The sequence below is a fragment of the Mycobacterium sp. 663a-19 genome (assembly GCF_035616495.1).
GTDB lineage: Bacteria > Actinomycetota > Actinomycetes > Mycobacteriales > Mycobacteriaceae > Mycobacterium.
The window spans coordinates 113,769-139,154 of the sequence record NZ_JAPJAV010000009.1 but is presented as its reverse complement, the minus strand read 5'-3'; the positions used below and the strand labels follow the sequence as shown (position 1 = coordinate 139,154).

Genomic DNA, 25,386 nt, shown 5'->3' with positions numbered 1-25,386 from the left:
ATGGTGGAGTATTAGCGGCCAACAACTCCGAGAGTGAGGATCCGCTGTGCTGGGTCTGCCCGACAAGGTGCGTGCCTGCCTGTTCGACCTCGACGGTGTGCTCACCGACACCGCGAGCGTGCACACCAAGGCCTGGAAGGCGATGTTCGACGCCTACCTTTCCCAACGGGCCGAGAGCACCGGGGAGAAGTTCGTCCCTTTCGACGAGGCAGCCGACTACCGGCAGTACGTGGACGGCAAGAAGCGCGAGGACGGCGTCCGCTCGTTCCTGAGCAGCCGCGGCATCCAGCTGCCCGAGGGCAGCCCCGACGATCCCGACGCCGCCGACACCGTGTACGGCCTGGGCAACCGCAAGAACGAGATGTTCCAGAAGGTCCTGCACGACGACGGCGTCAAGGTGTTCGACGGGTCGCGGCGCTATCTGGAGGCGGCCTCGGCGGCGGGCCTGGGCATCGCGGTGGTCTCAGCCAGCGCCAACACCCCGGAGGTACTCAAGGTCACCGGCCTGGACCGGTTCGTGCAGCAGCGGGTGGACGGGATCACGCTGCGCGAGGAGCATCTCCCCGGCAAGCCGGCGCCCGACTCGTTCCTGCGCGGGGCACAGCTACTCGGCGTCCCCGCCGACGCGGCCGCGGTATTCGAGGACGCGTTGTCCGGCGTGCAGGCCGGCCGGGCCGGTAACTTCGGCTTCGTGGTGGGCGTGGACCGAGTCGGCCAGGCGGAGGCCTTACGACGAAACGGCGCCGACGTGGTGGTCACCGACCTGGCCGAATTGCTGCCGTCATGATCACCCAGGAAGCCTTCCCCGTCGAACCGTGGCAGGTCCGCGAAACCCGGCTCGACCTGAACCTGATCGCCCAGTCGGAATCCCTGTTCGCCCTGTCCAACGGGCACATCGGGTTACGCGGCAACCTCGACGAGGGCGAGCCGCACGGCCTGCCGGGCACCTACCTGAACTCCTTCTACGAGATCCGGCCGCTGCCCTACGCCGAGGCCGGCTACGGGTATCCGGAGGCCGGCCAGACCGTCGTCGACGTCACCAACGGCAAGATCTTCCGCCTGCTGGTCGGCGACGAGCCCTTCGACGTCCGGTACGGCCAACTGCTCTCCCACGAGCGGACCCTCGACCTGCGCGCGGGGACGCTGACCCGCCGCGCACACTGGAATTCGCCCGCGGGCAAGCAGGTGAAAATCGTGTCCACCCGGCTGGTGTCGCTGGCCCAGCGCAGCGTCGCGGCCATCGAATACGTGGTCGAGGCCGTCGACGAATTCGTCCGCGTGACCGTGCAGTCCGAGCTCGTCACCAACGAGGACCAGCCCACGACGTCGGCCGACCCGCGGGTGGCGGCCATCCTGGACCGGCCGCTGGAGGCCGTCGACCACGAAAACACCGAGTACGGCGCGCTTCTCATGCACCGGACCCGGGCCAGCGCGCTGATGATGGCCGCGGCGATGGATCACGAGATCGACGTTCCCGGACGGGTCGAGGTGAACACCGACGCGCGCGAGGACCTGGCGCGCACCACCGTGATCTGCGGGCTGCGCCCGGGGCAGAAGCTGCGCATCGTCAAGTACCTGGCGTATGGCTGGTCGAGTTTGCGGTCGCGCCCGGCGCTGCGCGATCAGGCCGCCGCCGCGCTGCACAGCGCCCGCTACACGGGGTGGCAGGGCTTGCTGGACTCGCAGCGGAAATACCTGGACAGCTTCTGGGAGAGCGCCGACGTCGAGGTCGAGGGCGACCCGGAATCGCAGCAGGCGGTGCGCTTCGGCATGTTCCACCTGTTGCAGGCCAGCGCCCGCGCCGAGGGCCGCGCGATCGCCAGCAAGGGGCTCACCGGAACCGGCTACGACGGCCACGCCTTCTGGGACACCGAGGGTTACGTGCTGCCGGTGCTCACCTACACCGCGCCGCACGCCGTCGCCGACGCCCTGCGCTGGCGGGCCTCGACGATGGACCTGGCCCGCGACCGGGCGGCCGAACTCGGCCTCGACGGCGTCAGCTTCCCCTGGCGCACCATCCGCGGCCAGGAGTGCTCGGCGTACTGGCCGGCCGGCACCGCGGCCTGGCACATCAACGCCGACATCGCGTTGGCCTTCGAGCGGTACCGCGTGGTCACCGGCGACCAGTCGCTGGAGGTCGAGTGCGGCCTCAAGGTTCTCGTCGAGACGTCGCGGCTGTGGATGTCGCTCGGGCACCACGACCGCCACGGCATCTGGCACCTCGACGGGGTCACCGGCCCCGACGAGTACACGGCGGTCGTCCGCGACAACGTGTTCACCAATCTGATGGCCGCACACAATCTCGTCATCGCCGCCGACGCCTGCAACCGCCATCCCGAGAAGGCACAAGAACTGGGCGTCACCAACGAGGAGACCGCCACCTGGCGCGACGCGGCCGCCGCGGTCCATATCCCCTACGACGAAGAGTTGGGGGTCCATCAGCAGTGCGAGGGCTTCACCACCTTCGCGGAGTGGGACTTCGAGGCCAACACCACGTATCCCCTGCTCCTGCACGAGGCGTATGTGCGGCTCTACCCGGCGCAGGTGATCAAGCAGGCCGACCTGGTGCTGGCGATGCAGTGGCAGAGCCACGCGTTCACGCCCGAGCAGAAGGCCCGCAACGTCGACTACTACGAGCGCCGGATGGTGCGCGACTCGTCGCTGTCGGCCTGCACCCAGGCCGTGATGTGCGCCGAGGTCGGCCATCTGGAGCTGGCCCACGACTACGCCTACGAGGCCGCGCTGATCGACCTGCGCGACCTGCACAGCAACACCCGCGACGGGCTGCACATGGCGTCGCTGGCCGGCGCCTGGACGGCGCTGGTCGGCGGCTTCGGCGGGCTGCGCGACGACGAGGGCATCCTGGCCCTGGATCCCCAACTGCCCGACGGCATTACGCGGCTGCGGTTCCGGTTGCGGTGGCGCGACTTCCGGGTGACGGTCGACGCCAACCACGCCGACGTCACCTACACCCTGCGTGACGGGCCCGGCGGCGACCTGACCATCCGGCACGCCGGCGAAGAACTCCTACTGTCCACGGAGAAGCCGACGACCATCGCGGTGCGCCGGCGCAAGCCGCTGTTGCCGCCGCCACCTCAGCCGCCGGGCCGCGAGCCCGTGCACCGGCGCAGCATGCTTCAGCAGCTGACCGAGCGCTGAATTCCTCAGTGCGGCTGGACGATCCGGGCGACCTCGGCGCGCACCGCGGCGCGTAGTTCGGGCTCGGGCATGTCGTCCAGGCCGGTCGCCGAGCGCAGGATTGGCGCGAACAACCGCCAACCGAATTGCAGCGCAAGGGCATTGGCGACGGCCAGCCGCGCGCCCGTGTCGTCGTCGTGCAGTGGCCGCACCCAGTCGAGCAGGGCCGCGATGTTGGGAAAGCGCTTCTGCAGCTGGGCCGCCGGGTAGCCGTCGAGCAGCGTGCGCGCCATGACCCGCATCTGCCGGTCGAGAACATCGTCCAGGACGTCGAGGGTCTCGCCCGACCGCAGGCGCTCGCTCAGGTTTTCGCCCAGCCGGTCGAGCACGGCGGCGACGAGGTTTTCCTTGCTGCCGAAGTGACGGAACACCAGCCCATGGTTGACCCGTGACCGGGCGGCGATGTCGCGGATCGAGGTCGCCTCCGGGCCCCGCTCGGCGAACAGCTCGGTGGCCGCTTCCAGGATCGCCGCGACCACCTCTTCACGCCCGGTCGGTGTCTTCGCGCCGCCCCTTGCGGAATGTGTAGTCATATGACTACAGTAGCGCATGTAGTCAGTTGACTACGGTAGGATTACTCCGAAGGGCGACAAAATGACGCAGCCAGTGACAGTGACCAAGCTGGGCAGCCGCATCGGCGCCCGGGTCGACGGGGTGCGCCTCGACGGCGACCTGGACCCGGCCTCCGTCGATGCGATCCACCAGGCGCTGTTGACCCACAAGGTGATCTTCTTTCGCCACCAGCACCACCTCGACGACCAGCGGCAGCTCGCGTTCGCCCGCCTGCTGGGCACCCCGGTCGGCCACCCGGCCGCGGCGGTGCTCTCCGCCGACGACGCGCCCATCGTCACGCCCATCAACTCCGAGTACGGCAAGGCCACACGCTGGCACACCGACATGACGTTCGCCGCCAACTACCCGGCGGCCTCGATCCTGCGCGCCATCACGCTGCCCAGCTACGGCGGGTCGACGCTGTGGGCCTCGACCGCGGCGGCCTACGAGCACCTGCCCGAACCGCTGCGGTGCCTGGCCGAGAACCTGTGGGCGCTGCACACCAACCGCTACGACTACGTGACCACCGAGGCGGCCATGTCGATGACCGACGCGCAGCGCGCGTTCCGGCAGGCGTTCGAGAAGCCGGACTTCCGCACCGAGCATCCCGTGGTCCGGGTGCACCCCGAGACCGGTGAGCGCACCCTGCTGGCGGGCGACTTCGTGCGCAGCTTCGTCGGGCTGGACGGCCACGAGTCGAGTGCGCTGCTGGAATTGCTGCAACGGCGAATCACCATGCCCGAGAACACCATTCGCTGGAATTGGGCGCCGGGCGACGTTGCCATCTGGGACAACCGGGCGACCCAGCACCGGGCCATCGACGACTACGACAACCAGCCTCGGCTCATGCACCGGGTCACGTTGACGGGCGATGTGCCGGTCAACGTGCACGGCGAACGCAGCCGGGTGGTCAGCGGCGCACCGCTGCAGGTGATCGCGAGCTGACGGCTCAGCCGGCCTGACCGGACGAGCTGACCGGATCGGCCGGCGACCAGCGCAGCGCACCCGGGGCGTCGAGGGGTACCACCGGGTGCGCGGGCGGAATCGGGTTCAGCCGGCGGTAGGCCTCGCCCTGCGGCGGACGCTCGTCCTCCTCGCCCTTGTTCGGCCACAGCGAGGCGGCCCGCTCCGCCTGGGCGGTGATGGACAGCGACGGGTTGACGCCCAGGTTCGCCGATATCGCGGCGCCGTCCACCACCAGCAGCGTCGGGTAGCCGTAGACCCGGTGATACGGGTCGATGACCCCGTGCTCGGGGCTGTCGCCGATCACCGCGCCGCCGAGGAAGTGCGCGGTCAGCGGGATGTTGAACAGCTCGCCCCAGGTGCCGCCGGCGACGCCGTCGATCTTGGCGGCGATGCGCCGGGTGACCTCGTTGCCGACCGGAATCCACGACGGGTTGGGCTCGCCGTGCCCCTGCTTGCTGGTATACCAGCGGATGCCCAACTTCCCGCGCTTGGTGAAGGTGGTGATCGAGTTGTCCAGGTGCTGCATCACCAGCGCGATCATCGTGCGCTCGCTCCACTGCCGGGGATTGAGCAGCCGCAGCATGCGGCGCGGATCCTCGCGGGCCTGGTCCAACAGCTGCTTCCAGCGCGGCACGTCGGTGCCCTCGGGCCCGTGGCCGTCGGTCATCAGGGTCTGCAGCAGTCCCATCGCGTTGGAGCCCTTGCCGTAGCGCACCGGCTCGATGTGGGTGTCCGGCGTCGGGTGGATCGACGACGTGATCGCCACGCCGTGGGTCAGGTCCAGATCCGGCGAGACCTCCAGCCGCCCGGCGCCGACGATCGACTCGGAGTTGGTCCGGGTCAACACGCCCAGCCGGTCCGACAGGCGGAGCAGCCGGCCCTTGTCGCGCATCTTGAACAGCAGGTGCTGCGTCCCCCAGGTGCCCGCGGCCAGGATCAGGTAGTTGGCGGTGTAGGTGCGCCGGTCGCGGCGCAGCCAGCTTCCGGTGCGAACGGTGCGCACCTCCCACAGCCCGTCGGGCCGCTGCTCGAAGCCCTTCACCGTCGTCATCGGAATCACTTGCGCGCCAGCTGATTCCGCGAGCCCGAGGTAGTTCTTCAGCAGCGTGTTCTTGGCGCCGTAGCGACACCCCGTCATGCAGCAGCCGCATTCCAGGCAGCCGGTGCGCGCCGGACCGGCGCCGCCGAAGTACGGGTCGGGCACCGTCTTGCCGGGCGTCTTGGTGCCGTCGGGCCCGAAGAACACCCCCACCGGGGTGGGCACCCAGGTGTCGCCGCAGCCCATCTCGTCGGCGACGGCCTTGACGATGCGGTCGGCGTCGGTGAAGGTCGGGTTGAGAACGACGCCCAGCATCCGCTGTGCCTGCTCGTAGTGCGGCATCAGCTCGGCGCGCCAGTCGGTGATGTGCGACCACTGCCGGTCGGCGAAGAACGGCTCGGGCGGGACGTAGAGCGTGTTGGCGTAATTGAGTGAGCCGCCGCCCACTCCCGCGCCGGCCAGGATCATGACGTTGCGCAGCGGGTGGATGCGCTGGATGCCGTAGCACCCCAGCCTCGGCGCCCAGAGGAACTTGCGCAGGTCCCAGGACGTCTTGGCGAACTCCTCGTCGGCGAAGCGCCGGCCGGCCTCCAATACGCCTACGCGGTAGCCCTTTTCGGTCAGCCGCAGCGCGCTGACGCTGCCCCCAAAACCCGATCCGATGATCAGGACGTCGTAATCCGGCTGCATCCGACCAGTATCGGCCCCCTGCCGAGCAGACGCAAAATCCCCCGACACGCCGATGATTCAGGGACTTTTGTGTCTGCTCGCGGGGTGGCGCAACAACTAACAGCCGACGGTCAGGCCGACCTTCTGGAACTCCTTGAGGTCGCAATAGCCGGCCTTGGCCATCGACCGGCGCAGGCCACCGACCAGATTCAACGAGCCGAACGGGTCGTCGGACGGCCCGCCCAGGACCTGCCGCAGCGGCGGCCGCTCCCCGACCGCGATCTGCAGCAGCGCCCCGCGCGGCAGCGACGGGTGCGCCGCGGCGGCCGGCCAGAACCACCCGCCGCCAAGCGCCTCGGCGGCCTCGGCCAGCGGCGTGCCGAGCACCACCGCGTCGGCCCCGCAGGCGATGGCCTTGGCCAGCTCGCCGGAGGTGTGGATGTCGCCGTCGGCCAGCACATGCACGTAGCGGCCGCCGGTCTCGTCGAGGTATTCGCGCCGCGCGGCGGCGGCGTCGGCGATCGCGGTGGCCATCGGCACGCTGATGCCCAGCACCTCGTCGCTGGTGGTCACCCCGCGGGTGGAGCCGTAGCCGACGATGACGCCCGCGGCGCCGGTGCGCATCAGGTGCAGCGCGGTGCGGTGGTCGAGCACGCCGCCGGCGACCACCGGCACGTCGAGCTCGGCGATGAAGGTCTTCAGGTTGAGCGGCTCGCCGTCGCTGGCCACGCGTTCCGCCGAGACGATGGTGCCCTGGATGACCAGCAGGTCGATCCCGGCCGCCACCAGCACCGGGGTCAGCGCCTGCGCGTTCTGCGGGCTGACCCGCACCGCGGTGGTCACCCCGGCGTCGCGGATGCGGGCCACCGCGGCGCCCAGCAGGTCCGGGTTGATTGGCGCCGCGTGCAGCTCCTGCAGCAGCCGGATCGACGCCGAGGGTTCGGGCTCCTTTTCGGCGGCCTCGACGAGCTGGGCGATCTTGGCCTCGACGTCGGCGTGCCGGCCGATCAGCCCCTCGCCGTTGAGCACGCCCAGGCCGCCGAGCCGGCCCAGCTCGATCGCGAACTCCGGCGACACCAGGGCGTCGGTGGGGTGCGCGATCACGGGGATCTCGAAGCGGTAGGCGTCCAGCTGCCACGCCGTCGACACGTCCTGCGACGAGCGGGTGCGCCGCGACGGCACGATGCTGACTTCGCTGAGTTCATAGGTGCGACGGGCGGCGCGGCCCATCCCGATCTCGACCATGGCCAGTTCGCTGTTCACCGCGCGTAGTAGTTGGGCGCCTCGACGGTCATCGCGACGTCGTGCGGGTGGCTCTCTTTGAGTCCGGCCGCGGTGATGCGGACGAACTGCGCCTGCTGCAGCGCCTCGATGGTGGGCGACCCGGTGTAGCCCATCGCGGCCCGCAGCCCGCCGGTCAGCTGGTGGATCACCGACGACAGCGGACCGCGGAACGGCACCCTGCCCTCGATGCCCTCGGGCACCAGCTTGTCCTCGCTAAGGGCGTCGTCGGCGAAGTAGCGGTCCTTGGAGTACGACTTGGCCCCGCCGCGGCCCTGCATGGCGCCCAGCGACCCCATGCCCCGATAGCTCTTGAACTGCTTGCCGTTGACGAAGATCAGCTCGCCGGGCGCCTCGGCGGTGCCGGCCAAGAGCGAGCCCAGCATCGCCGTCGACGCGCCGGCGGCCAGCGCCTTGGCGATGTCGCCGGAGTACTGCAGCCCGCCGTCGGCGATCACCGGCACGCCGGCCGGCCCGCACACCGCGACGGCCTCCAGGATCGCCGTGATTTGTGGCGCGCCGACGCCGGCCACCACCCGGGTGGTGCAGATCGAGCCCGGCCCCACGCCGACCTTCACGGCGTCGGCGCCGGCGTCGACCAGGGCCGCGGCGGCCGCCCGGGTGGCGACGTTGCCGCCGATCACCTCGACCTTCTCGCCGACCTCGGCCTTGAGCTTGCCGACCATGTCCAGCACCAGCCGGTTGTGCGCGTGCGCGGTGTCCACGATCAGCACGTCCACCCCGGCGTCGACGAGCATCATCGCGCGCACCCAGGCGTCACCGCCGACGCCGACGGCCGCGCCGACCAGCAGCCGGCCGTCGCTGTCCTTGGTGGCCAGCGGGTGTTGTTCGGTCTTGACGAAGTCCTTGACGGTGATCAGCCCGGTCAGCCGGCCGTGGCCGTCCACGACGGGCAGCTTCTCGATCTTGTTGCGGCGCAACAGGCCCAGCGCCGCGTCGGCGCTGACGCCCTCCTGGGCGGTGATCAGCGGGGCCTTGGTCATCACCTCGGCGACCTTCTTGGTCTGGTCCACCTCGAAGCGCATGTCGCGGTTGGTGATGATGCCGACGAGCGCGCCGGAGTCGTCGACCACCGGCAGCCCGGAGATGCGGAACTTGGCGCACATCGCGTCGACCTGGGCCAGCGTGTTGTCGGGGCGGCAGGTGACCGGGTCGGTGACCATGCCGGCCTCGGAGCGCTTGACCATCTCGACCTGGCCGGCCTGCTCGGCGACCGGCAGGTTGCGGTGCAGCACTCCCATGCCGCCGGCCCGGGCCATCGCGATGGCCATCCGGGACTCGGTCACGGTGTCCATCGCCGAGCTGACCAGCGGCACCTTGAGCCTGATCTTCCTGGTCAGCTGGCTGGACGTGTCGGCGGTCGCGGGCACCACGTCCGACGCCGCCGGCAACAGCAGCACGTCGTCGAAGGTCAGCCCCAGCATCGCGACCTTGTGCGGGTCGTCGCCCCCGGTCGGCACCCGGTCGTCGGCCAGGCCCCCGAGGGGGGCGTCGCGCACGTACGGACTGGCGACCAGCTCGGAGCTGTCTTCTAGGCGGGACATGCCACGGGACATCGGTGAGGCCCTCCATACGCACGCGGAGTGAGAAACCCATCCTATCGGCTGGGGGACCCGTCGAGATGGCTTGCCCGGGCGTGCCGCCTGCTGGCGTTATGACGGGCCGCCTGCGTAGTCTAGAGGCGTGCGCGACCACCTCCCCCCGGGTTTGCCACCCGATCCGTTTGCCGACGACCCCTGCGATCCGTCGGCGGCGTTGGACGCCGTCGAGCCGGGACAGCCCCTGGATGCCCAAGAGCGAATGGCGGTCGAGGCCGACCTGGCGGACCTGGCCGTTTACGAAGCCCTGTTGGCGCACAAGGGAATTCGCGGGCTCGTCGTGTGTTGCGACGAGTGCCAGCAGGACCACTACCACGACTGGGACATGTTGCGCGCGAATTTGCTGCAGCTGCTCATCGACGGCACCGTCCGCCCGCACGAGCCGGCCTACGACCCCGAGCCGGACGCCTACGTCACGTGGGACTACTGCCGGGGGTATGCCGACGCGTCGCTCAACGAAGCGACGTCAGACGCCGACGGTTTTTACCGGCGTCACTGAACTCTCCGATTTTTCTAGCCGCCCGGCGGCGGTGACGGCGGTGTCGTCGTGTCGCCGTGGTGATGGTGGTGACCCGACGACGGCGTCGTCGTGGTCGACGACGACGGACTCGACGACGACGGGCTCGAATGCGGCGTGGTGGTCGGCGCCGGCGACACCGTCAGCGTGGTAGACGCGGCCGGCGCCTTCGGCGCCTTGGTTTGCGGCGCCGGGGAACCCGCCGACTGGGGCGGCAGCGTCGCGTTCGGGTTTCGCGACTCGACCCTGGTGTTCAGCAGGTTGACCTCGTCCATCAGGTCGTGCCGGCTGGCCCCGTCGTTCATCGACTGCACGGCGCTGCTGACCTCGGCCAGCTGATTCTGCGCCTGGTCCCATTGGCCCTGGTTGATCATCTGCTGAACCTTCGCCAGCTCGGCCTTGGCGGACAGCTCGATCTTCTCGTCGTTGACCCGCGGCTGGTCGAAGAACATCGCGTGCAGGCCGTACAGCGCGTCGCCGGGGCGGGCCTCGACGACCAGGGCGCCGAAGCCGCTGAGGAGAAGCAGCGACGCGGCCACGGATCCGATCGCCGCCAGGCCGCGGTGGCTGCGCCGGCTTTCGGCCAGCCCGGTGCGCAGCGCCTCGATGGCCTCCTCCGGCGACACCAGTGCGCTGGCCGGCGGCCACCGCAGATCGTCGCGCCACTGCTCCAGCAGGGCGGCCAGCGCGTCCTCGTCGGGATCGTCGATGTCGACCGGCGCCCGCTCGGCGAGCGCGTCGAGCAGCAGATCGGTGCGCGCCAGCTCGTCCAGGGCGGGCTGGTCGGGAACCATGAACTCAGGCATAGTCACCCGCCGCGACGATCTCGGATTTCAGGCGTGACAGGGCGCGGTGCTGGGCCACCCGCACCGCCCCCGTGGTGCTGCCGACGGCCGCGGCGGTCTCTTCGGCGGACAGGCCGACGACCACGCGCAGGATCAGGATCTCGCGCTGCTTGGCGGGCAGGATCTCGAGGAGTTCGTTCATGCGACTGACCGAATCGGCTTCGATGGCCCGCTGTTCCGGGCCCGCGTCGGCCGACCATCGCTCGGGAAGCGACTCGGACGGGTAGGTGAGATCGCGGCCGGCGGCCCGGTGGGCGTCGGCCACCTTGTGCGCCGCGATGCCGTACAGGAAGGCCAGGAACGGGCGACCCCGGTCCCGGTAGCGCGGCAGCGCCGTAATAGTGGCCAAGCAAACCTCCTGCGCCACGTCGTCGGCTGACAGGCCACCCCGCTCGATCGTGCCGACCCGAGCGCGGCAATATCGCACGACGATCGGACGGATGGTCTCCAGCACCTCCCGTAATGCCTTCGAGTCTCCCGCTACGGCCTCGGCCACCACAGCGTCGAGACGTTCCGCTTGAATTGTCATCGACGGCGGTATCTCCAACGTTACGAACCGAGCACAGCACGGGCGTGGACGGGCTAACTCACGCAATGACTTTAACGGCCCGAAGGGCGTTTCAAGCGGAACGCCACGCCCCACCGGCGCGCCGCACTTGGCCTGCGCAGATATCGCGAATTTCGACCAGATTCTGTGCCGGAAAAGTGACGCTTCCGATATCAATCAGCAAGCAAGCCAGCGCCCACCGAAGGGGTGTCAGTCCCAATCGCTGGGTGGCGTCCAGCGCCGCCTCCGCGACCGTCCGGGCGCGCTCGGTGCGGCCCGCGCTACACAGGGCCGCGGCCAGCACCACGTCGCTTTTCACCCGGTGCCGCGCCGAGGCGCCGGCCGGATTGGAGGCCATCGCCCCCGCGAGCGCGACGGTGTCCTCGGCGCGACGGACGGCGGTGTCCCCGTCGCCGGAAGCCATCGCCAACTCGGCGCCCACCCACCCCCGTCGCACCGCGAGCCGGTCCGGCACCGTCGCGGACGCCAGCACCGAGTCCGCGCGCGTCAACAACGTCGCCGCGGCGGCAAGGCGGCCGACGCCCAGCGCGTCGGCCGCCAGCCCGATGAGCGCGTCGGCCCCCGCCTCGGGATCGGCGCCGGCCAGCGCCAGGGCGCGTCCGTCCCAGCCCCGCGCCCGCGCGTGCCAGCCGAGCTGGCGCAGAAACGATCCCTGCGTGCTGTGCGCCAACGACACCAGCCGGCCACCCGATCCGGTGCGACGCAGCGCCGCCAGGTCGCGGTAGGCGCTGCCGTAGCGGCCCTGCCCTCCGGACGCGACGGCGCGCAGCCACAATTGCTCGGGTGTGGTCGCGGCCGGCAGCGGCCAGCTTTGCGGCCGGTTTCCGAACGCCGCGGCCGCCAGCGTCCGGTCAATCATCGAAGTGTGACGAGTATCAATCACGGTGATAGTAGTAAACAGTTCATGGTCGCTGTGTTACTGAAATGTTAATCACGATCAGGGTGTACAAATTCTCGCATCCCTATCCAAGCGCCCTGAGCAGCGAAATCCCAAGGGGCGCCAACAAGCTGGTAGCACGGCCCTTGTTCGGTAAATGCGTTGCACATGAACGCGGAGTTAATTTTGCCGCAACGCTCAGGTATTTTGTCCGGCTAAGCGCCTATTGACGGAAATTCACCGCCGCCCCTAAGTTCTAGCAATGACGGGTAGTCATCGGTGACGCCGCAGTAATTAGTCGCACAATCACTGAGGGAACAAGCCATGCCACAACCGGAGCAGCTACCCGGGCCCAACGCCGACATCTGGAACTGGCAACTGCAAGGCCTGTGCCGCGGCGTCGATTCATCGATGTTCTTCCACCCCGACGGCGAGCGCGGACGCGCCCGCATGCAACGCGAACAGCGCGCCAAGGAGATGTGCCGGCAGTGCCCGGTGATCCAGGAGTGCCGTTCCCACGCGCTGGAAGTCGGTGAGCCGTACGGCGTTTGGGGCGGCCTGTCGGAATCCGAGCGCGACCTGCTGCTGAAGGGCGACATCGGCCGCCGACGCTCGGCTTAGCTTGCCGCGTGCCGAAGGCCGTTGACTCTGCGGTGAGGGCGCGTCCCACTTGCAAAACTTCTACCTGAGCGCAGAGTCAACGGTGGGTAATTAGAGCGGCGCTACTGCGCCCGTCGCTCGGCGAACGCGAACGCCGCGTCCTCGTCATCGAGTTCGAACTCGCACAGCAACGCGAGCCGGCCGTCGCGGGTCCCGATGACGAGCAACCGAGTCCACGCGTACCGCTCGCCTTCCGGCCCCACGGCCTCCCGGTCGAGGCGGGTCACACTCCATGCCGGCGACGCCCAGCACACCGCCGAAAGCCAGGTCCGCGTCGAGGCGACCATTGTGTTCAGCTCCCCGAAACTGGCGCGGAGGTCACTGGCCGAACGATCCGGGAAGGCCGCCAGTGTCCGGCTCTCGACGTGCAATTCCGGGACGCTGAGATCGCCGAACAACCGGTCGAAGTCGCGGTTGTTCACGGCGACGATCGCGTCGGTCAGCACCGTGGCGCCCGGCCCCGCGTGCGCCGCCCCCTCGCCGGAGTAGTAGCGGCGCTCGAGCTCGCGGTAGGCGGCGTCGAAGTCGTCGCCGTCGTAGCGTCCGTCACACGTGATTCGCCCGTCGCCGTCGACCTCGATCACGTGCAGATGAGTCGCTTCATTCCCCGCATCGTCGGACCAGCGGCTCCAGGACAACTGCAGGCGCTCACCGCGCACGGCCAGGGTGCGTGCCTCGAATCGCGTGTACTGAGCGAGGACTCGCTCGACCGCCGCGAGCAGCGCAGCGCGGTCGTCGATCGGATCGCCGCTGAGTCGGCGCCGATCATCGTTGCTGAATCGGTCCGCGTAGAACTCGACCGCAGCGCCGGGGTTTCGTGCCCGCATCGCGTCGAAAACCCCGTCCATTGCCCGGGTGGCGCGGTTGCTGACGGCGAGCCGGCCGGGGGTCGCCCGCGTCCGCTCCTCGGCGTAAGCGAACGCCGCCTCCTCGTCGTCGAGTTCGAACTGACAGATCAATGTCATTCGGCCGCCGCGGATTTCGACCGCGACGATCCCCGTCCACGTGTACTGCTCGCCCTCCGGCCCGACGGCCTCACGGTCGAGGCGGCTGACACACCAGGCCGGTGACACCCAGCACACCGCCGAGAGCCACGTCCGCACGGAGGCGACCATCGCGGCCATGCCCTCGATGCTGGCGCGAAGGTCGCTGGCCGAACGATCGAGGAAGGGTGACCGTGACCGGTTCTCGACGCGCAGTTCCGGGACGCTCAGTTCGCCGAACAACCGCTCGAAGTCGCGGTGGTTCACGGCGACGATCACATCGGCCAGCGTGGCGCCAGACTCGGCGAACGCCGCGCCCTCGGCCGCGTAGTAGCGGCGCTCGAGTTCGCGATACGCGCCCTCGAAATCGTCGCCGTCGAACCGTCCGTCATACGTGATTCGCCCGTCGCCGCCGACCTCCGCCACGTGCAGGTGGGTTGTTTTGTTCCCCGCCTCGTCGGACCAACGGCTCCAGCCCAGCTGCAAGCGTTCACCTCGCACGGCGAGGGTGCGTATCTCGAATCGCGTGTACTGCGCGAGGATTCGTTCGGCGGCCGCCAGCAGCGCCGCGCGGTCATCGATCGGGTCACCGCTGAGTCGGCGCCGATCATCGTTCGTGAACCGGTCCGCGTAGAACCCCACGGCAGCTTGAGGGTCTCGTGCCCGCATCGCGTGGAAAATCCCGCCTATTGCCTGGCTGGCGCGGTTGGCGACCGCGAGCCGGCTGGACGTCGCTCGCATCCTCTCCTCGGCCAAGGCGAACGCCGCCTCCTCGTCGTCCAGTTCGAACTGGCACGCCCAGGCGAGGCGACCGTCGCGGATCCCGTAGGCAAAGATCCACTTCCATGCGTATTGTTCGCCGTCCAGCCCGACGGCCTCGCGATAGGTGCGAGTCACCCCGCAGGTCGGCGACAGCCAGTACACGGCCGCGTTCCATGACCTGACCGAGGCGACCATCGAGTTCAGCTCTTCGAGGTTGGTGCGCAATTCCGCAACCGAAAGCTCCACGAAGAGCGAGCGGGGGGACCGGCTCTCCCAACGCAGCTCAGGGGCACTGAGCTCGCCGAACAACCGGTCGAAGTCGCCTTGGTTGATGGCGGTGATGAAATTAGTGACGACGGCATCCGCTTCGGCATACGACGCGCCGTCGCCCGCGTAGTAGCGGCGCTCGAGTTCGCGATAGGCGCCCTCGAAGTCGTCACCGTCGAAGCGACCATCATAGGAGATCAGCCCGTCGCTCCCGAGTTCTATTACGTGCAGATAAGTTGTTTCGTTGCCGGCGTCGTCGGACCAGCGGCTCCAAGAGAGCTGAAGGCGTTCACCGCGCACGGCCAGCGTGCGATCCTCAAATCGCTTATATTGCAACAGGACTCGTTCAGCGCTCGCGAGCATCGTCGCCTGGTTGTCAACCCAGCCACCGGGGAGTCGGCGCCGATCGTCGTGAATGGATTGCTCCGAATAGAACTCGACGGCGGCGCGGGCGTCCTGTGCCCGCAGCGAGTTGAACACAGCGTTGTGTACCCGGCTGGCCCGGTTGCTGACGGCGAGACGGCTGGTGGTGGCTCGCGTTCGCTCCTCGGCGAGGGCGAATGCCGACTCCTCGTCGTCGGGTTCGAACTCACAAATCGACACGATGCGGCCGTCGCGGAACTCAGTTACGTGGAGCCGAGTCCAGGCATAGCGCTCGCCGTCCAAGCCGACGGCCTCGCGCTCAAGGCGGGTAACACTGCAGGCTGGCGATACCTTGCACACTGCCGAGAGCCACATCCGCACCGAGGCCATCGTGGCGTTCAATTCCTCGAAGCTGGCGCGAAGCTCACCGGCCGAGCGATCATCTGGGAAAACCGATCGTGACCGATTCTCGATGCGCATCCCAGGAGCAGTGAGCTCACCGAAGGCCCGGTCAAAGTCACCCTGGTTTAGCGCGGCCATGAATTCCGTCGCGACGGCGCCCGCCTCGGCGAAGGCCGCGCCCTCCGCCGCGTAATAACGACGCTCGAGCTCGCGGTAGGCGCCCTCGAAGTCGTCGTCATCGAAGCGGGCGTCATATGTGATCCGCCCGGAATCGTCGATCTCGACCAGGTGCAGGGGGGTCGTTTCGTTCCCGGCCTCGTCGGACCAGCGGGCCCGGGACAGCTGCAGGCGTTCGCCGCGCACTGCCAGGGTGCGGACCTCGAATTGCGAGTAATGAGCGACGATTTGTTCGATGGCCGCGAGCAGCGTTGCACGGTCGTCGATCGGTTCGCCGCTGAGTCGGCGCCGATCATCGAATGAAAACCGTTCGGCGTAGGACTCGACGGCGGCGGTGGCGTTCCGTGCCCGTACCGCGTCGACGAGGCCGTGGACCACCTGGCTGGCGCGGTTGCTGACGGCGAGCCGGCTGGGAGTCGCTCGGATCCGCGCCTTGGCGTAGGCGAACGCCTGCTGCTCATCGTCCGGGTCGAACCGGCACGCCCAGCTGAGGCGACCGCCGCGGAACTCGTATGCATAGATCATCGTCCACGCATAGTGCTCGCCGTCCAACCCGACGGCGTCGCGCTGCATGTGCGTCACCGCGCAGGTCGGCGATAGCCAGCACGTTGCCGCGTACCATATCCTTGCCGAGGCGACCATCGAGTTCAGCTCCTCGAGGGTGGCGCGCCATTCCGCCATCGAAATATCCGAGAAGACGGAGTGTGGTGACCGGCTCTCCAGGCGCATGTCTGGGGAAGTGAGCTCACCGAACACCCGGTCGAAGTCACCCTGGTTCAGCGCGGTCATGAAATCCGTTGTGACGGCGCCCGCCTCGGCGAACGGTGCGCCTTCGCCTGCGTAGTAACGGTTTTCGAGCTCTCGGTAGGCACCTTCGAAGTCGTCCTCGTCGAAGCGGCCGTCGTAGCAGATCAGCCCGTCGTCGCCGACCTCGAACACGTGCAGATACGTCGCCTCGTTCCCGGTGTCGTCCGACCAGCGACTCCAAATCAGTTGCAGGCGCTCGCCCCGGACGGCCAGCGTGCGCCATTCCACGTGCGGGTACTGGCCGCGGATGCGCTGCAGCGCGCCCCGCACGCCACCCCTTTCCGCGATCGGGTCACCCGCCAGCCGCCGCCGATCGTCTTCGACATACTCCTCCGAGAAGACGGCTGCGGCACCGTCGACATCTCCGTCGCGCATCGCCAGCAACGCGGACTCGGTGATCGCGCTCGCCCAATTCGCAACGGCCAGACGCGAATTCGTCGGGATCGGCTCGGGCGCGGCGGGTTCGACCGCCGGGGCGATCGAGCCCGTCGCCTCCTTCGCCGCATACAGCGCGTCGGCGTCGCGCCGCGCGTCCGCCGCGCCCCGGGCGTCACCGGCGGCGGCGAGCACCCGGGCGAGCGCGAGGCAGGCGTCGGCGTGGTCGAGGACGAGGTCGGTGGCGGCGGCGACGGCGACGGCCTCTCGGGCCATCGCGACGGCGTCGTCGTGCCGGCGCTGTGCCGCCAGGATCTCGGCCCGCGCCGCCCGCCACGCGATGGCCGTCTTCAGGTTGTGCCCCGCCAGGCGCTCGCTCTCGGTGGCGTACCGGTCGGCTTCCTCGACGCGTCCCTGGGCGAGCACCGACCGCGCCAGCAGGGCGGCGGCCTGCCCGGCGTCGACGCCGACGCCCAAGGCGTCCAGCCCCTCCAGGGCCGTGCGGAAGTGCGGCGCGGCCGCCGCCGCGTCGCCCACCATCAACTCGATGATGCCGGCGAACAACTCGGTCTCCATCAGCCCGTGCCGAAGCCCGAGATCGGCGACGACGCGTCGGGCGTCGGCCAGCATCGAACGCGCCTTGTCGGGCCGCCCGCGGAGCAGCTCAAGCACGGCCAGGCAGCGCAGCGAGGTCGCCTCGAGCGACGGCGCCGCCGTCGTCATGCGCTGCATCCGGACCACGTCGAGACACCGCCCGCCGGCCTTCGGCACCGGACTGGGTCCCCACAGCGCCGCGCTGGGCGCCGCGCTCAGCGCCGCGGTGATCTGCCGGTGGTCGCCACCCCGGCGCGCCGCGACCAGCGCATCGAAGAGGTCGGCCTCGCAGTCGCCGATCCGGCCGAGCCGGGCCCGGGCGGTCGCGCGCACCCGGTACGCCTTCGCCAGCCCCACCGCATCGCCGCGCCGGGCGAACTCGTCGATCGCGCCCTGCAGGCTTGTGTCGACCTCCAGCAGCCGCTCCGGGTCGGTGTAGACGACGAACTGGCACCGGTAGCAGGTCGCCCACGGCGCCAACGCCTGGTCGGCGATGCGGTCGAGGCCGTCGACGAGTGGCGCACCGGCGGCGACGTCGCCGGCCGATAGGAAGGCTTCGCAGCCGACCGACAGCAGCGCGGCATGCAGCGCCCCGTCGGCCGCGGCGAGGTCCGCGCCGCGGGCCGCCTGGGTGCCCGCCGACACAAGTTGGTCGCGGTCGAGGGCACGGCGCGACGATGCCAGGTAGCACCGCGCCGAGCGCAGGGCGAGATCATCGGTGTGCTCGTCGCGCAGGCCGAGCTCGAGCCGATACCTGTGAGCGGCGTCCAGATGCCGGGCGACCATCTCGTCGGCGTCGAACGCCAGGCTCGCCCCGCCCGCCTCCACCCAGCCGGCGAGCCGCTCGTGCAGCTGCGCCCGGTCCGACTTCAACAGCCGGCGGTAGGCGACGTCGCGAATCAGCACGTGGTGGAACCGCCAGACCGGCTCGTCGCCGACATAAGCCCCGGTTGGCTGCGCCAGCTCGAGGCGACGGAGTCGTTCGAGCGACGTCTTGATCGTCGCCGCCCGTCCCTCCAGCGCGCACACGGCCGCCGGCGAGAAGTCGAGACCCACCACCGAGGCGATCTCGAGCACCCGCCGGTCCGGGGCGTCGAGCCGTTCCAGCCGCGACGCCAGCAGCGCCTGGATGGTGGGCGGGATGGAGATGGCGTCGGCATCGATTGTGAGCCGCCAGCCGGCCGGCTCCGCGACGAGGACGCCGTCGTGCACGAGCATCCCGACCAGCTCACGCACGAACAGCGGATTGCCCCCGGTCGACGACGGGAGGCGCCCGGCGAGCTCCTCCGGCAGCCGGGACGCCCCCAGCACACCGGCCGCGAGTTGGGCGGTCGCGCCGGGGTCGAGGCCGCCGACGTGGACCACGTCGGACACCCATCGGCCGACGGTGACCAGGTCGGTCCGAATCTCGCGGAGCTCGGGCCGGGCGAGGGCCACCACGAGGACCGGCACCCCCTGCACCCACTCCGTGAGGTGCTCGACGAGGTCGAGGAGCAGGGTGTCGGCCCAGTGCACGTCGTCGAGGACGATGACCAGCGGCTCGGCGGACGCCAGCACCTCCACGAACCGGCGCAGCGCCCAGAACGTCTCCTCCACCGAGCCCGGGACGCCGGCCGCCAGGCCGTCGAGGTCGTTGAGCACGCGGTCCCGCTCGGCGACTCCGGCGGGAAGATCCGCGTCGAGGTCGCGGGCCCGCAGCACCTCGACAACCGGCGCCAGGGCGACGGTCTGCTCGGCGTCGCAGCGGGCCTGGATCACCCTGATGCCGCTTTGGGACTCGACGAACTCCGCCGCCAGCCGGCTCTTGCCGACGCCGGGGTCGCCGATGACCGTGACCAGCCGCGCCGCCTGCGCCGCGACGGTCGCGTCGAGCGCGGCCTGCAGCCGCTGGAGCTCGCCGGCCCTGCCGACGAAGATGGCGGATTCGGCGGCCTCCGACTGGCGGCCGGCCCACTGGTACACCGCCACGGGCGCGGCCCGGCCCTTCACCTGCACCTGGCCGACGGAGTCGTACCGGTGCCGGCCACGCGTCGACCGCCACGTCTCCTCGCCGACGACGACGTGTCCGCGCGGGCATTCGGCCTCGAGCCGCGCCGCGACGTTCAGCGCGTCGCCCACCAGGTCGGCGTCGCCCGCGCCGACCGCGACCTCACCGGTGTTGACCGCGACCCGCAGCGCGAGCTCGACGCCGTGCGCCTGCGACACGCCGGAAGCGAGGTCGACGAAGCGCTCCTGCAGCTCGACCGCGGCGTCGACGGCGCGGCCGGCGTCGTCGGCCCCCATCTCCGGAACGCCCCAGACGGCCATGAACCCGTCGCCGATGTACTTCGTGACCCCCGCGCGGTTGCGGTCCGCGGCCGAGCGCAGCAGTTCGTGGTAGCCGCCGATGACCTCGCGCGCCGTCTCGGCGTCGACCCGCTCCTCGAAGGTCGTCGAACCCGCCAGGTCGGCGAACAGCACGGTCACGGTCTTGCGCGCCGGGGCCGGCGCCGGCCGGGCTCGATCGTCGAGCGGCGCGCCGCATGCCCGGCAGAACCGCGCGGTGGCGCTGGCCTCCACCCCGCACGTCGCGCAGGCCCGACCGAGTGCACCGCCGCACCCTTCGCAGAAGCGGGCGTCCTCCTCGTTCGTCGTGCCGCACGACGCGCAGGCGCGGCGATGTTCGGCCATCGTCAGTCGGGCCTCAGGGACAGGGCGTCGTGGTCCTCGATCGCCACGGCGGCGCGATCGGTGATGCTGCGCAGCAGGTGTAGCTGGCGGTCGTTGGCGAGGTCGATTCGGCCCGCCGCGATCACGGGGTAGGCGAAGCACCACGCCGTGGTGAGCCGGTAGTCGCGCCATAGCTCGTCGCGGGGGTAGTCGATTCCGTGCTCAGCCAGGCGCTCGGCGTACCGCTCGACGAGCCGGCTCTCGCAACTCCGCCGCGTTTCGGTGGCGAGGCTCTGGCTGACGAAATACGCCACGTCATAGGCGCTCCGGCCCCTCGACGTGACCTGCCAGTCGAGCGCGGTCAGCGGTGGATCGTCCGGCTTGACCGCGAAGAACAGCTGGTCGAGCCGTAGGTCGCCGTGCAGGAAGGTGTGCGGTGGCCGCGCGAGCTCCTGCCAGAACCACGGCACGAGCGCGGGAATCCGCTCGCCGAAGGCGCGCATCGCGGGCGACAGGCCGGTGCCGACACCCTCGAGGAAGCGGGGCCAGGCGGCCTCGAGGTTGGCGGTCAGACCCGCCGTGATCGGCGGGGTGCTGAACGGCTGCAGCCACGGCAACGCCGCGAAGCGGCGGCTCTCCCACCAGTGGGCATGGTGGCCGGCGATGGCGTCGATGACGGTCTCGGCGTCCGCCACCGTGCATCCCGCGATCTGGTCGGCGTTGCGGAGGAGTCCGAGGTCCTCGAGCACGAGCACGAAGTCGTGGGTGGTCTCGTCGTACGCCGCGAAGTACGGGCGCGCCGGCCGCAGCGGATTGGCCAGGCCGATCTCCTGGTAGAAGCGCACCTCACGCAGGTAGAACTCGAGGTCCTCGCAGACGGCCGAGCGGGCGTCGCTGCGGGCCAGCGGCAGCTTCACGACCACCGACCGCGGCACGTCGGGCCCGCCGTCGAGATGGGCACGATACAAGCGTCCGAGCAGCCCGACGCCGATGCCGATCTGTTCGAGGCGGCAGCCCCGCACGTCGGCGCCCAGCACGTCGCCGAGCCAAGCGCCCGTCACGGACAGGGGATCGACCGGGAACCTCGCCATCGCCCGCCTCCCTGTGAATTACGCAATCTTACGAAATCCTGCGGATATGGCGGCTTATTCGGCGCGTGAATAATTTTGCCGACCCGTAGTGGTGGCGCCCGTTTTGACATCGACCAATCGGGGTAGGCCCCGCCCATGAAAAAGCCCACCAAAAGGGAAGTAGCCGCCGCGGTCGCGGTGCTGGCCGCAGCCACGGCGCCGTTGGGTGCGTGCACCAACGCGAACCAGCGCGGTAGCCAGCCCAACACGTCACCGCTGACCAGCCCGGCGCCGGGCGCCGAAAGCCTGACGACGCAGCTGAAGAGCGCCGACGGGGCTCCAGTCGCCAACGCGACGTTCGATTTCACCAACGGCTACGCGACCGTCACCGTCGAAGCAGGCCCCAACCACATCCTGACCCCCGGTTTCCACGGGCTGCACATCCACTCGGTGGGCAGATGCGAGGCCAACTCGGTCGCGCCCACGGGCGGCGCGGCCGGTGACTTCAACTCGGCCGGCGGTCACTTCCAGGCGCCCGGCCACACCGGTTATCCGGCCAGCGGCGACCTGACTTCCCTGGAGGTGCGGCCCGACGGCTCGGCGAAACTCGTCACGACGACGAACGCGTTCACCGCGGCGGACCTGCGAAACGCCTCGGGCACCGCGCTGATCATTCACCAGGATCCGGACAACTTCGGCAACATCCCCACCGCGCGCTACACCCAGAAGAACGGCGCGCCGGGCCCGGACGAACATACGCTGAGCACCGGTGACTCGGGCAAGCGGGTGGCCTGTGGGGTGCTTGCTCCGGCGAGCGCGACGACGACCTCGTCGACAACGGAGACGTCTACCGTCACCAGCACGGTGACCACCACGACGGCAGTGCCGCCGCCGAGCACGAGCATCAGCACGAGCACCGTCACGGTCACCAGCAGCGTCCCGACGTTAACGTCCACGCCCACCATGACCGTGACGACCCCGCCCAGCCTTCCCCCCAGCCGCTGACGCCCGACGATCTCTCACCGGGTCGCTGAGAGTTCAGGAAATCCACGCCCATTTGCCACCCGCCGGGCGTAGCGTCGGTCACCGCATCATCGTTCAAGAAGGGGACGATCATGGCGGTGTCACCCAGCCACGGCAATGGCGAAGCACTTTCGGGAGCGCCGGGCGCGCAGGCCGCCCCACCCGTCATGCGTGAGACCCTGCCCATCCCCGATCCTCAGCACGTGGGCCTGACGACCTACGACGCGAAGGATCCGAACACGAAGTATCCGCCGATCACCATGCTGCGGCCGCCGCCGGGCGCGCCGAACGTGCTCATCGTGATGCTCGACGACGTCGGCTTCGGCGCCTCCTCTGCGTTCGGAGGACCGTGCAGCACCCCGACGGCCGATCGGCTGGCGGCCGGTGGGCTAAGGCTGAATCGCTTCCACACCACGGCGTTGTGTTCCCCTACCCGCCAAGCGCTGCTGACCGGGCGCAACCACCACTCCGTGGGGATGGGGGCCATCGTCGAGATGGCCACCTCCGCGCCCGGCAACAACAGCATCCGGCCAAAAAGCAAGGCGCCCTTCCCGGAAACGCTGCGGCTCAACGGATATTCGACGGCGCAGTTCGGTAAGTGCCACGAGGTCCCGGCCTGGGAGATATCTCCGGTCGGGCCGTTCCACCAGTGGCCGACCGGGTCGGGGTTCGAGTATTTCTACGGCTTCGTCGGCGGCGAGGCCAACCAGTATTACCCCGGACTGTACGAGGGCACCACCGCGATCGAGCCGCCCAAGACACCGGAGGAGGGCTACACCCTCAACGAGGACCTCGCCGATCGCGCCATCACCTGGGTGCGCCGGCAGAAAGCTCTGGCACCCGACAAGCCGTTCTTCATGTACTACGTGCCGGGGGCGACGCATGCGCCCCACCACGTGCCACGAGAGTGGTCGGACAAGTACAAGGGCAAGTTCGACGACGGCTGGGATGTGCTGCGCGAGCAGATCTTCGCCAGGCAGAAGGAACTGGGCGTGATCCCGGCCGACGCCGAACTGACGAAGCGCCACAAGGAAATTCCCGCGTGGGATGACATGCCGGCCGAGCTCAAGCCGGTGCTGGCCCGGCAGATGGAGATCTACGCGGGCTTCATGGAGCAGACCGACCACGAGGTCGGCCGGGTTATCGACGCGATCGATGACCTCGGCGTCCTCGACGACACGCTGATCTACTACATCATCGGGGACAACGGCGCCTCGGCCGAGGGCACCCCGGTCGGCTGCTTCAACGAGATGACCACGCTCAACGGGATGCCCGGCATCGAAACCACGGAGTTTCTGCTATCGAAGATCGACGATTTCGGCACCCCCGACGCCTACAACCATTACGCGGTGGGATGGGCGCACGCGCTGTGCACGCCATATCAGTGGACCAAGCAGATCGCCTCGCACTGGGGCGGCACTCGCAACGGCACCATCGTGCATTGGCCCAACGGAATCGCCGACAAAGGCCAGTGCCGCAACCAATTCCACCACGTGATCGACATCGCGCCGACAATTCTCGAGGCGGCCGGGCTGCCGGCACCGTTGTCCGTCAACGGGATTCAGCAGGCTCCGCTCGAGGGCGTCAGCATGCTGGCAATGCTGCGTGACGGCAACGCGCCCGAGACGCACGACGTGCAGTACTTCGAGATCATGGGCAACCGCGGCATCTATCACCAGGGCTGGACCGCGGTGACCAAGCACCGCACGCCGTGGCTGGTCGACGCGCCGCCGTTCGATGAGGACGTTTGGGAGCTCTACGGCCCCGACGACTGGACCCAGGCCCGCGACCTCGCCAAGGAAAACCCCGAGAAGCTCGCCGAGTTGCAGCGCCTCTGGCTCATCGAAGCGGTCAAGTACGACGTCGTGCCACTCGACGACCGCTCCTTCGAGCGCATCAACCCCGACCTCGCGGGGCGCCCCCAACTCATCCGCGGGAACAGCCAGCTGCTGTTCTCCGGGATGCGGGTCAGCGAGAACTGCGTGGTGAACCTCAAGAACAAGTCGCATAGCGTCACCGCGCAGCTCGTCGTGCCCGAATCCGGTGTCAGCGGGGTCATCGTCACCCAGGGCGGCATGGTCGGAGGGTGGAGTCTCTACGCGCATGAGGGCCGACTGAAGTACTGCTACAACTTCTTCGGCATTCAGTACTTCATGGTCACCGCGGAGCAGCCGATACCGCCCGGGGAACACCAGGTCCGGATGGAATTCGCTTACGACGGCGGCGGATTGGCCAAGGGCGGCGACGTCACGCTCTTCTACGACGGCCAGCCCTTGGGCAACGGGCGCGTCGAGATAACCCAGCCGATGGCCTTCTCGGCCGACGAGGCCTGCGATGTCGGCGCCGACACCGGCTCACCCGCCTCCCCCGACTATGGCGCGTCGGGCAACAAATTCACCGGCGAGATCAAGTGGGTGCAGCTCGACATCGGCAATGACTTACACGACCACCTGATCAAGCCCGAGGACCGGATCAACATCGCGATCGCCAAACAGTAGCTCCCGGTCTCGAGACGAGAGCGCCGACTGACACACACGACCCGCCGAACGCGACAGTGGCTTCAGTCTCGAGGGCTGAGCCCGTCGCGTCGGGTGCGATGTCGCCGCCCGTAGCCGCCAGGGCTTGAATATCCAAGGCGCGCGCGGCCGGACGCCGTACTGTTCTGACGTGCAGACAGTGCTGTTCACCCTCGGCTTGGTCCTATTCCTGCTTGGCCTGCTCACCGGGTTCGCCGTGCCCGCACTGAAGAACCCGCGCATGGCGCTGTCGAGCCACCTCGAGGCGGTGCTCAACGGCATGTTCCTCGTACTGCTCGGCCTCCTCTGGCCACACATCCACTTGCCCCACGCGTGGGGAGTTGCCGCGGTGGCACTTATCGTCTACGCCGGCTACGCGAACTGGATGGCGACGCTGCTCGCGGCGGCATGGGGCGCCGGGCGCAAGCTCGCGCCCATCGCTGGCGGCAACCACGAGGCCTCGGCGGGGAAGGAAGGGTTCGTCAACTTCCTGCTGGTGTCCCTCGCACTGGCGATAGTCGCCGGCGTGGTCATCGTCATAGTCGGGCTCTGACGATGACCGTATGACACGTGAAAGATGAAGCGCCCCCGGGTAATTGACCCCGGG

Annotated in this window: 16 protein-coding genes and 1 pseudogene; 8 read left to right on the top strand and 9 right to left on the bottom strand. The window is 69.3% G+C overall.

Annotated features, from left to right (window positions below):
* The first annotated feature begins 33 nt into the window (after positions 1-33).
* Positions 34-787 (top strand): annotated as a pseudogene (locus OQ968_RS17445) (beta-phosphoglucomutase family hydrolase).
* Positions 784-3,159, top strand: a complete 2,376-nt coding sequence (locus tag OQ968_RS17440) for a glycoside hydrolase family 65 protein (RefSeq protein WP_324680078.1) — start codon at positions 784-786, stop codon at positions 3,157-3,159. Before OQ968_RS17445 ends, OQ968_RS17440 begins: the two are co-directional and overlap by 4 nt.
* A 5-nt stretch (positions 3,160-3,164) precedes the next feature.
* On the opposite strand, the gene OQ968_RS17435 is transcribed toward OQ968_RS17440, so the two are convergent.
* A complete protein-coding gene (locus tag OQ968_RS17435; RefSeq protein WP_324680076.1) occupies positions 3,165-3,731 on the bottom strand; it encodes a helix-turn-helix domain-containing protein in 567 nt (188 codons plus the stop codon).
* A gap of 61 nt (positions 3,732-3,792) precedes the next feature.
* On the opposite strand from OQ968_RS17435, the gene OQ968_RS17430 reads away from it, so the two are divergent.
* On the top strand, positions 3,793-4,695 hold the full coding sequence (locus OQ968_RS17430) for a TauD/TfdA family dioxygenase (protein ID WP_324680074.1): 903 nt from the start codon (positions 3,793-3,795) through the stop codon (positions 4,693-4,695).
* 4 nt (positions 4,696-4,699) lie between these two features.
* Here the strand turns inward: OQ968_RS17430 and OQ968_RS17425 are convergent, their stop codons facing one another.
* The 3 genes from OQ968_RS17425 to guaB form a co-directional block, all read right to left on the bottom strand.
* Positions 4,700-6,445: a GMC family oxidoreductase gene (locus OQ968_RS17425; protein WP_324680072.1), complete on the bottom strand. Its 1,746-nt coding sequence runs from the start codon at positions 6,443-6,445 to the stop codon at positions 4,700-4,702.
* Positions 6,446-6,541: 96 nt separating this feature from the next.
* Positions 6,542-7,669 (bottom strand): GuaB3 family IMP dehydrogenase-related protein, encoded by a 1,128-nt coding sequence (locus OQ968_RS17420; RefSeq protein WP_324680219.1) that lies wholly within the window; start codon positions 7,667-7,669, stop codon positions 6,542-6,544.
* Positions 7,670-7,683: 14 nt separating this feature from the next.
* Positions 7,684-9,282, bottom strand: a complete 1,599-nt coding sequence (guaB, locus tag OQ968_RS17415) for an IMP dehydrogenase (RefSeq protein WP_324680070.1) — start codon at positions 9,280-9,282, stop codon at positions 7,684-7,686.
* 127 nt (positions 9,283-9,409) lie between these two features.
* On the opposite strand from guaB, the gene OQ968_RS17410 reads away from it, so the two are divergent.
* A complete protein-coding gene (locus OQ968_RS17410; RefSeq protein WP_324680068.1) occupies positions 9,410-9,823 on the top strand; it encodes a DUF5319 domain-containing protein in 414 nt (137 codons plus the stop codon).
* Positions 9,824-9,837: 14 nt separating this feature from the next.
* On the opposite strand, the gene OQ968_RS17405 is transcribed toward OQ968_RS17410, so the two are convergent.
* The 3 genes from OQ968_RS17405 to OQ968_RS17395 form a co-directional block, all read right to left on the bottom strand.
* On the bottom strand, positions 9,838-10,647 hold the full coding sequence (locus tag OQ968_RS17405) for an anti-sigma-D factor RsdA (RefSeq protein WP_324680065.1): 810 nt from the start codon (positions 10,645-10,647) through the stop codon (positions 9,838-9,840).
* Positions 10,640-11,215 (bottom strand): sigma-70 family RNA polymerase sigma factor, encoded by a 576-nt coding sequence (locus OQ968_RS17400; RefSeq protein WP_324680063.1) that lies wholly within the window; start codon positions 11,213-11,215, stop codon positions 10,640-10,642. The genes OQ968_RS17405 and OQ968_RS17400 overlap by 8 nt, the downstream gene beginning before the upstream one ends.
* 91 nt (positions 11,216-11,306) lie before the next feature.
* Complete coding sequence (locus tag OQ968_RS17395) at positions 11,307-12,113, bottom strand: hypothetical protein (RefSeq protein WP_420715940.1); 807 nt, start codon at positions 12,111-12,113, stop codon at positions 11,307-11,309.
* Between the two features lie 342 nt (positions 12,114-12,455).
* On the opposite strand from OQ968_RS17395, the gene OQ968_RS17390 reads away from it, so the two are divergent.
* The gene (locus OQ968_RS17390) at positions 12,456-12,752 is read left to right on the top strand and encodes a WhiB family transcriptional regulator (protein ID WP_324680059.1); all 297 of its coding nucleotides are present in this window, start codon (positions 12,456-12,458) and stop codon (positions 12,750-12,752) included.
* A gap of 101 nt (positions 12,753-12,853) precedes the next feature.
* On the opposite strand, the gene OQ968_RS17385 is transcribed toward OQ968_RS17390, so the two are convergent.
* Together OQ968_RS17385 and OQ968_RS17380 are read right to left on the bottom strand one after the other, a co-directional pair.
* A complete protein-coding gene (locus OQ968_RS17385) occupies positions 12,854-20,191 on the bottom strand; it encodes an ATP-binding protein (RefSeq protein WP_324680056.1) in 7,338 nt (2,445 codons plus the stop codon).
* A 2-nt stretch (positions 20,192-20,193) separates the two neighbouring features.
* Entirely contained in the window at positions 20,194-21,261 is a 1,068-nt protein-coding gene (locus OQ968_RS17380) for a phosphotransferase (RefSeq protein ID WP_324680054.1), read from the bottom strand.
* A 135-nt stretch (positions 21,262-21,396) separates the two neighbouring features.
* On the opposite strand from OQ968_RS17380, the gene sodC reads away from it, so the two are divergent.
* From sodC to OQ968_RS17365, 3 genes are all read left to right on the top strand, one after another.
* Positions 21,397-22,245 carry a superoxide dismutase[Cu-Zn] gene (sodC, locus tag OQ968_RS17375; protein ID WP_324680053.1) on the top strand — a complete coding sequence of 283 codons (849 nt, stop codon included), beginning with the start codon at positions 21,397-21,399 and terminating at the stop codon, positions 22,243-22,245.
* A 185-nt stretch (positions 22,246-22,430) separates the two neighbouring features.
* Complete coding sequence (locus OQ968_RS17370) at positions 22,431-24,761, top strand: arylsulfatase (RefSeq protein ID WP_324680217.1); 2,331 nt, start codon at positions 22,431-22,433, stop codon at positions 24,759-24,761.
* A 169-nt stretch (positions 24,762-24,930) separates the two neighbouring features.
* A complete protein-coding gene (locus tag OQ968_RS17365; RefSeq protein ID WP_324680051.1) occupies positions 24,931-25,332 on the top strand; it encodes a hydrogenase in 402 nt (133 codons plus the stop codon).
* Positions 25,333-25,386: the final 54 nt, after the last annotated feature.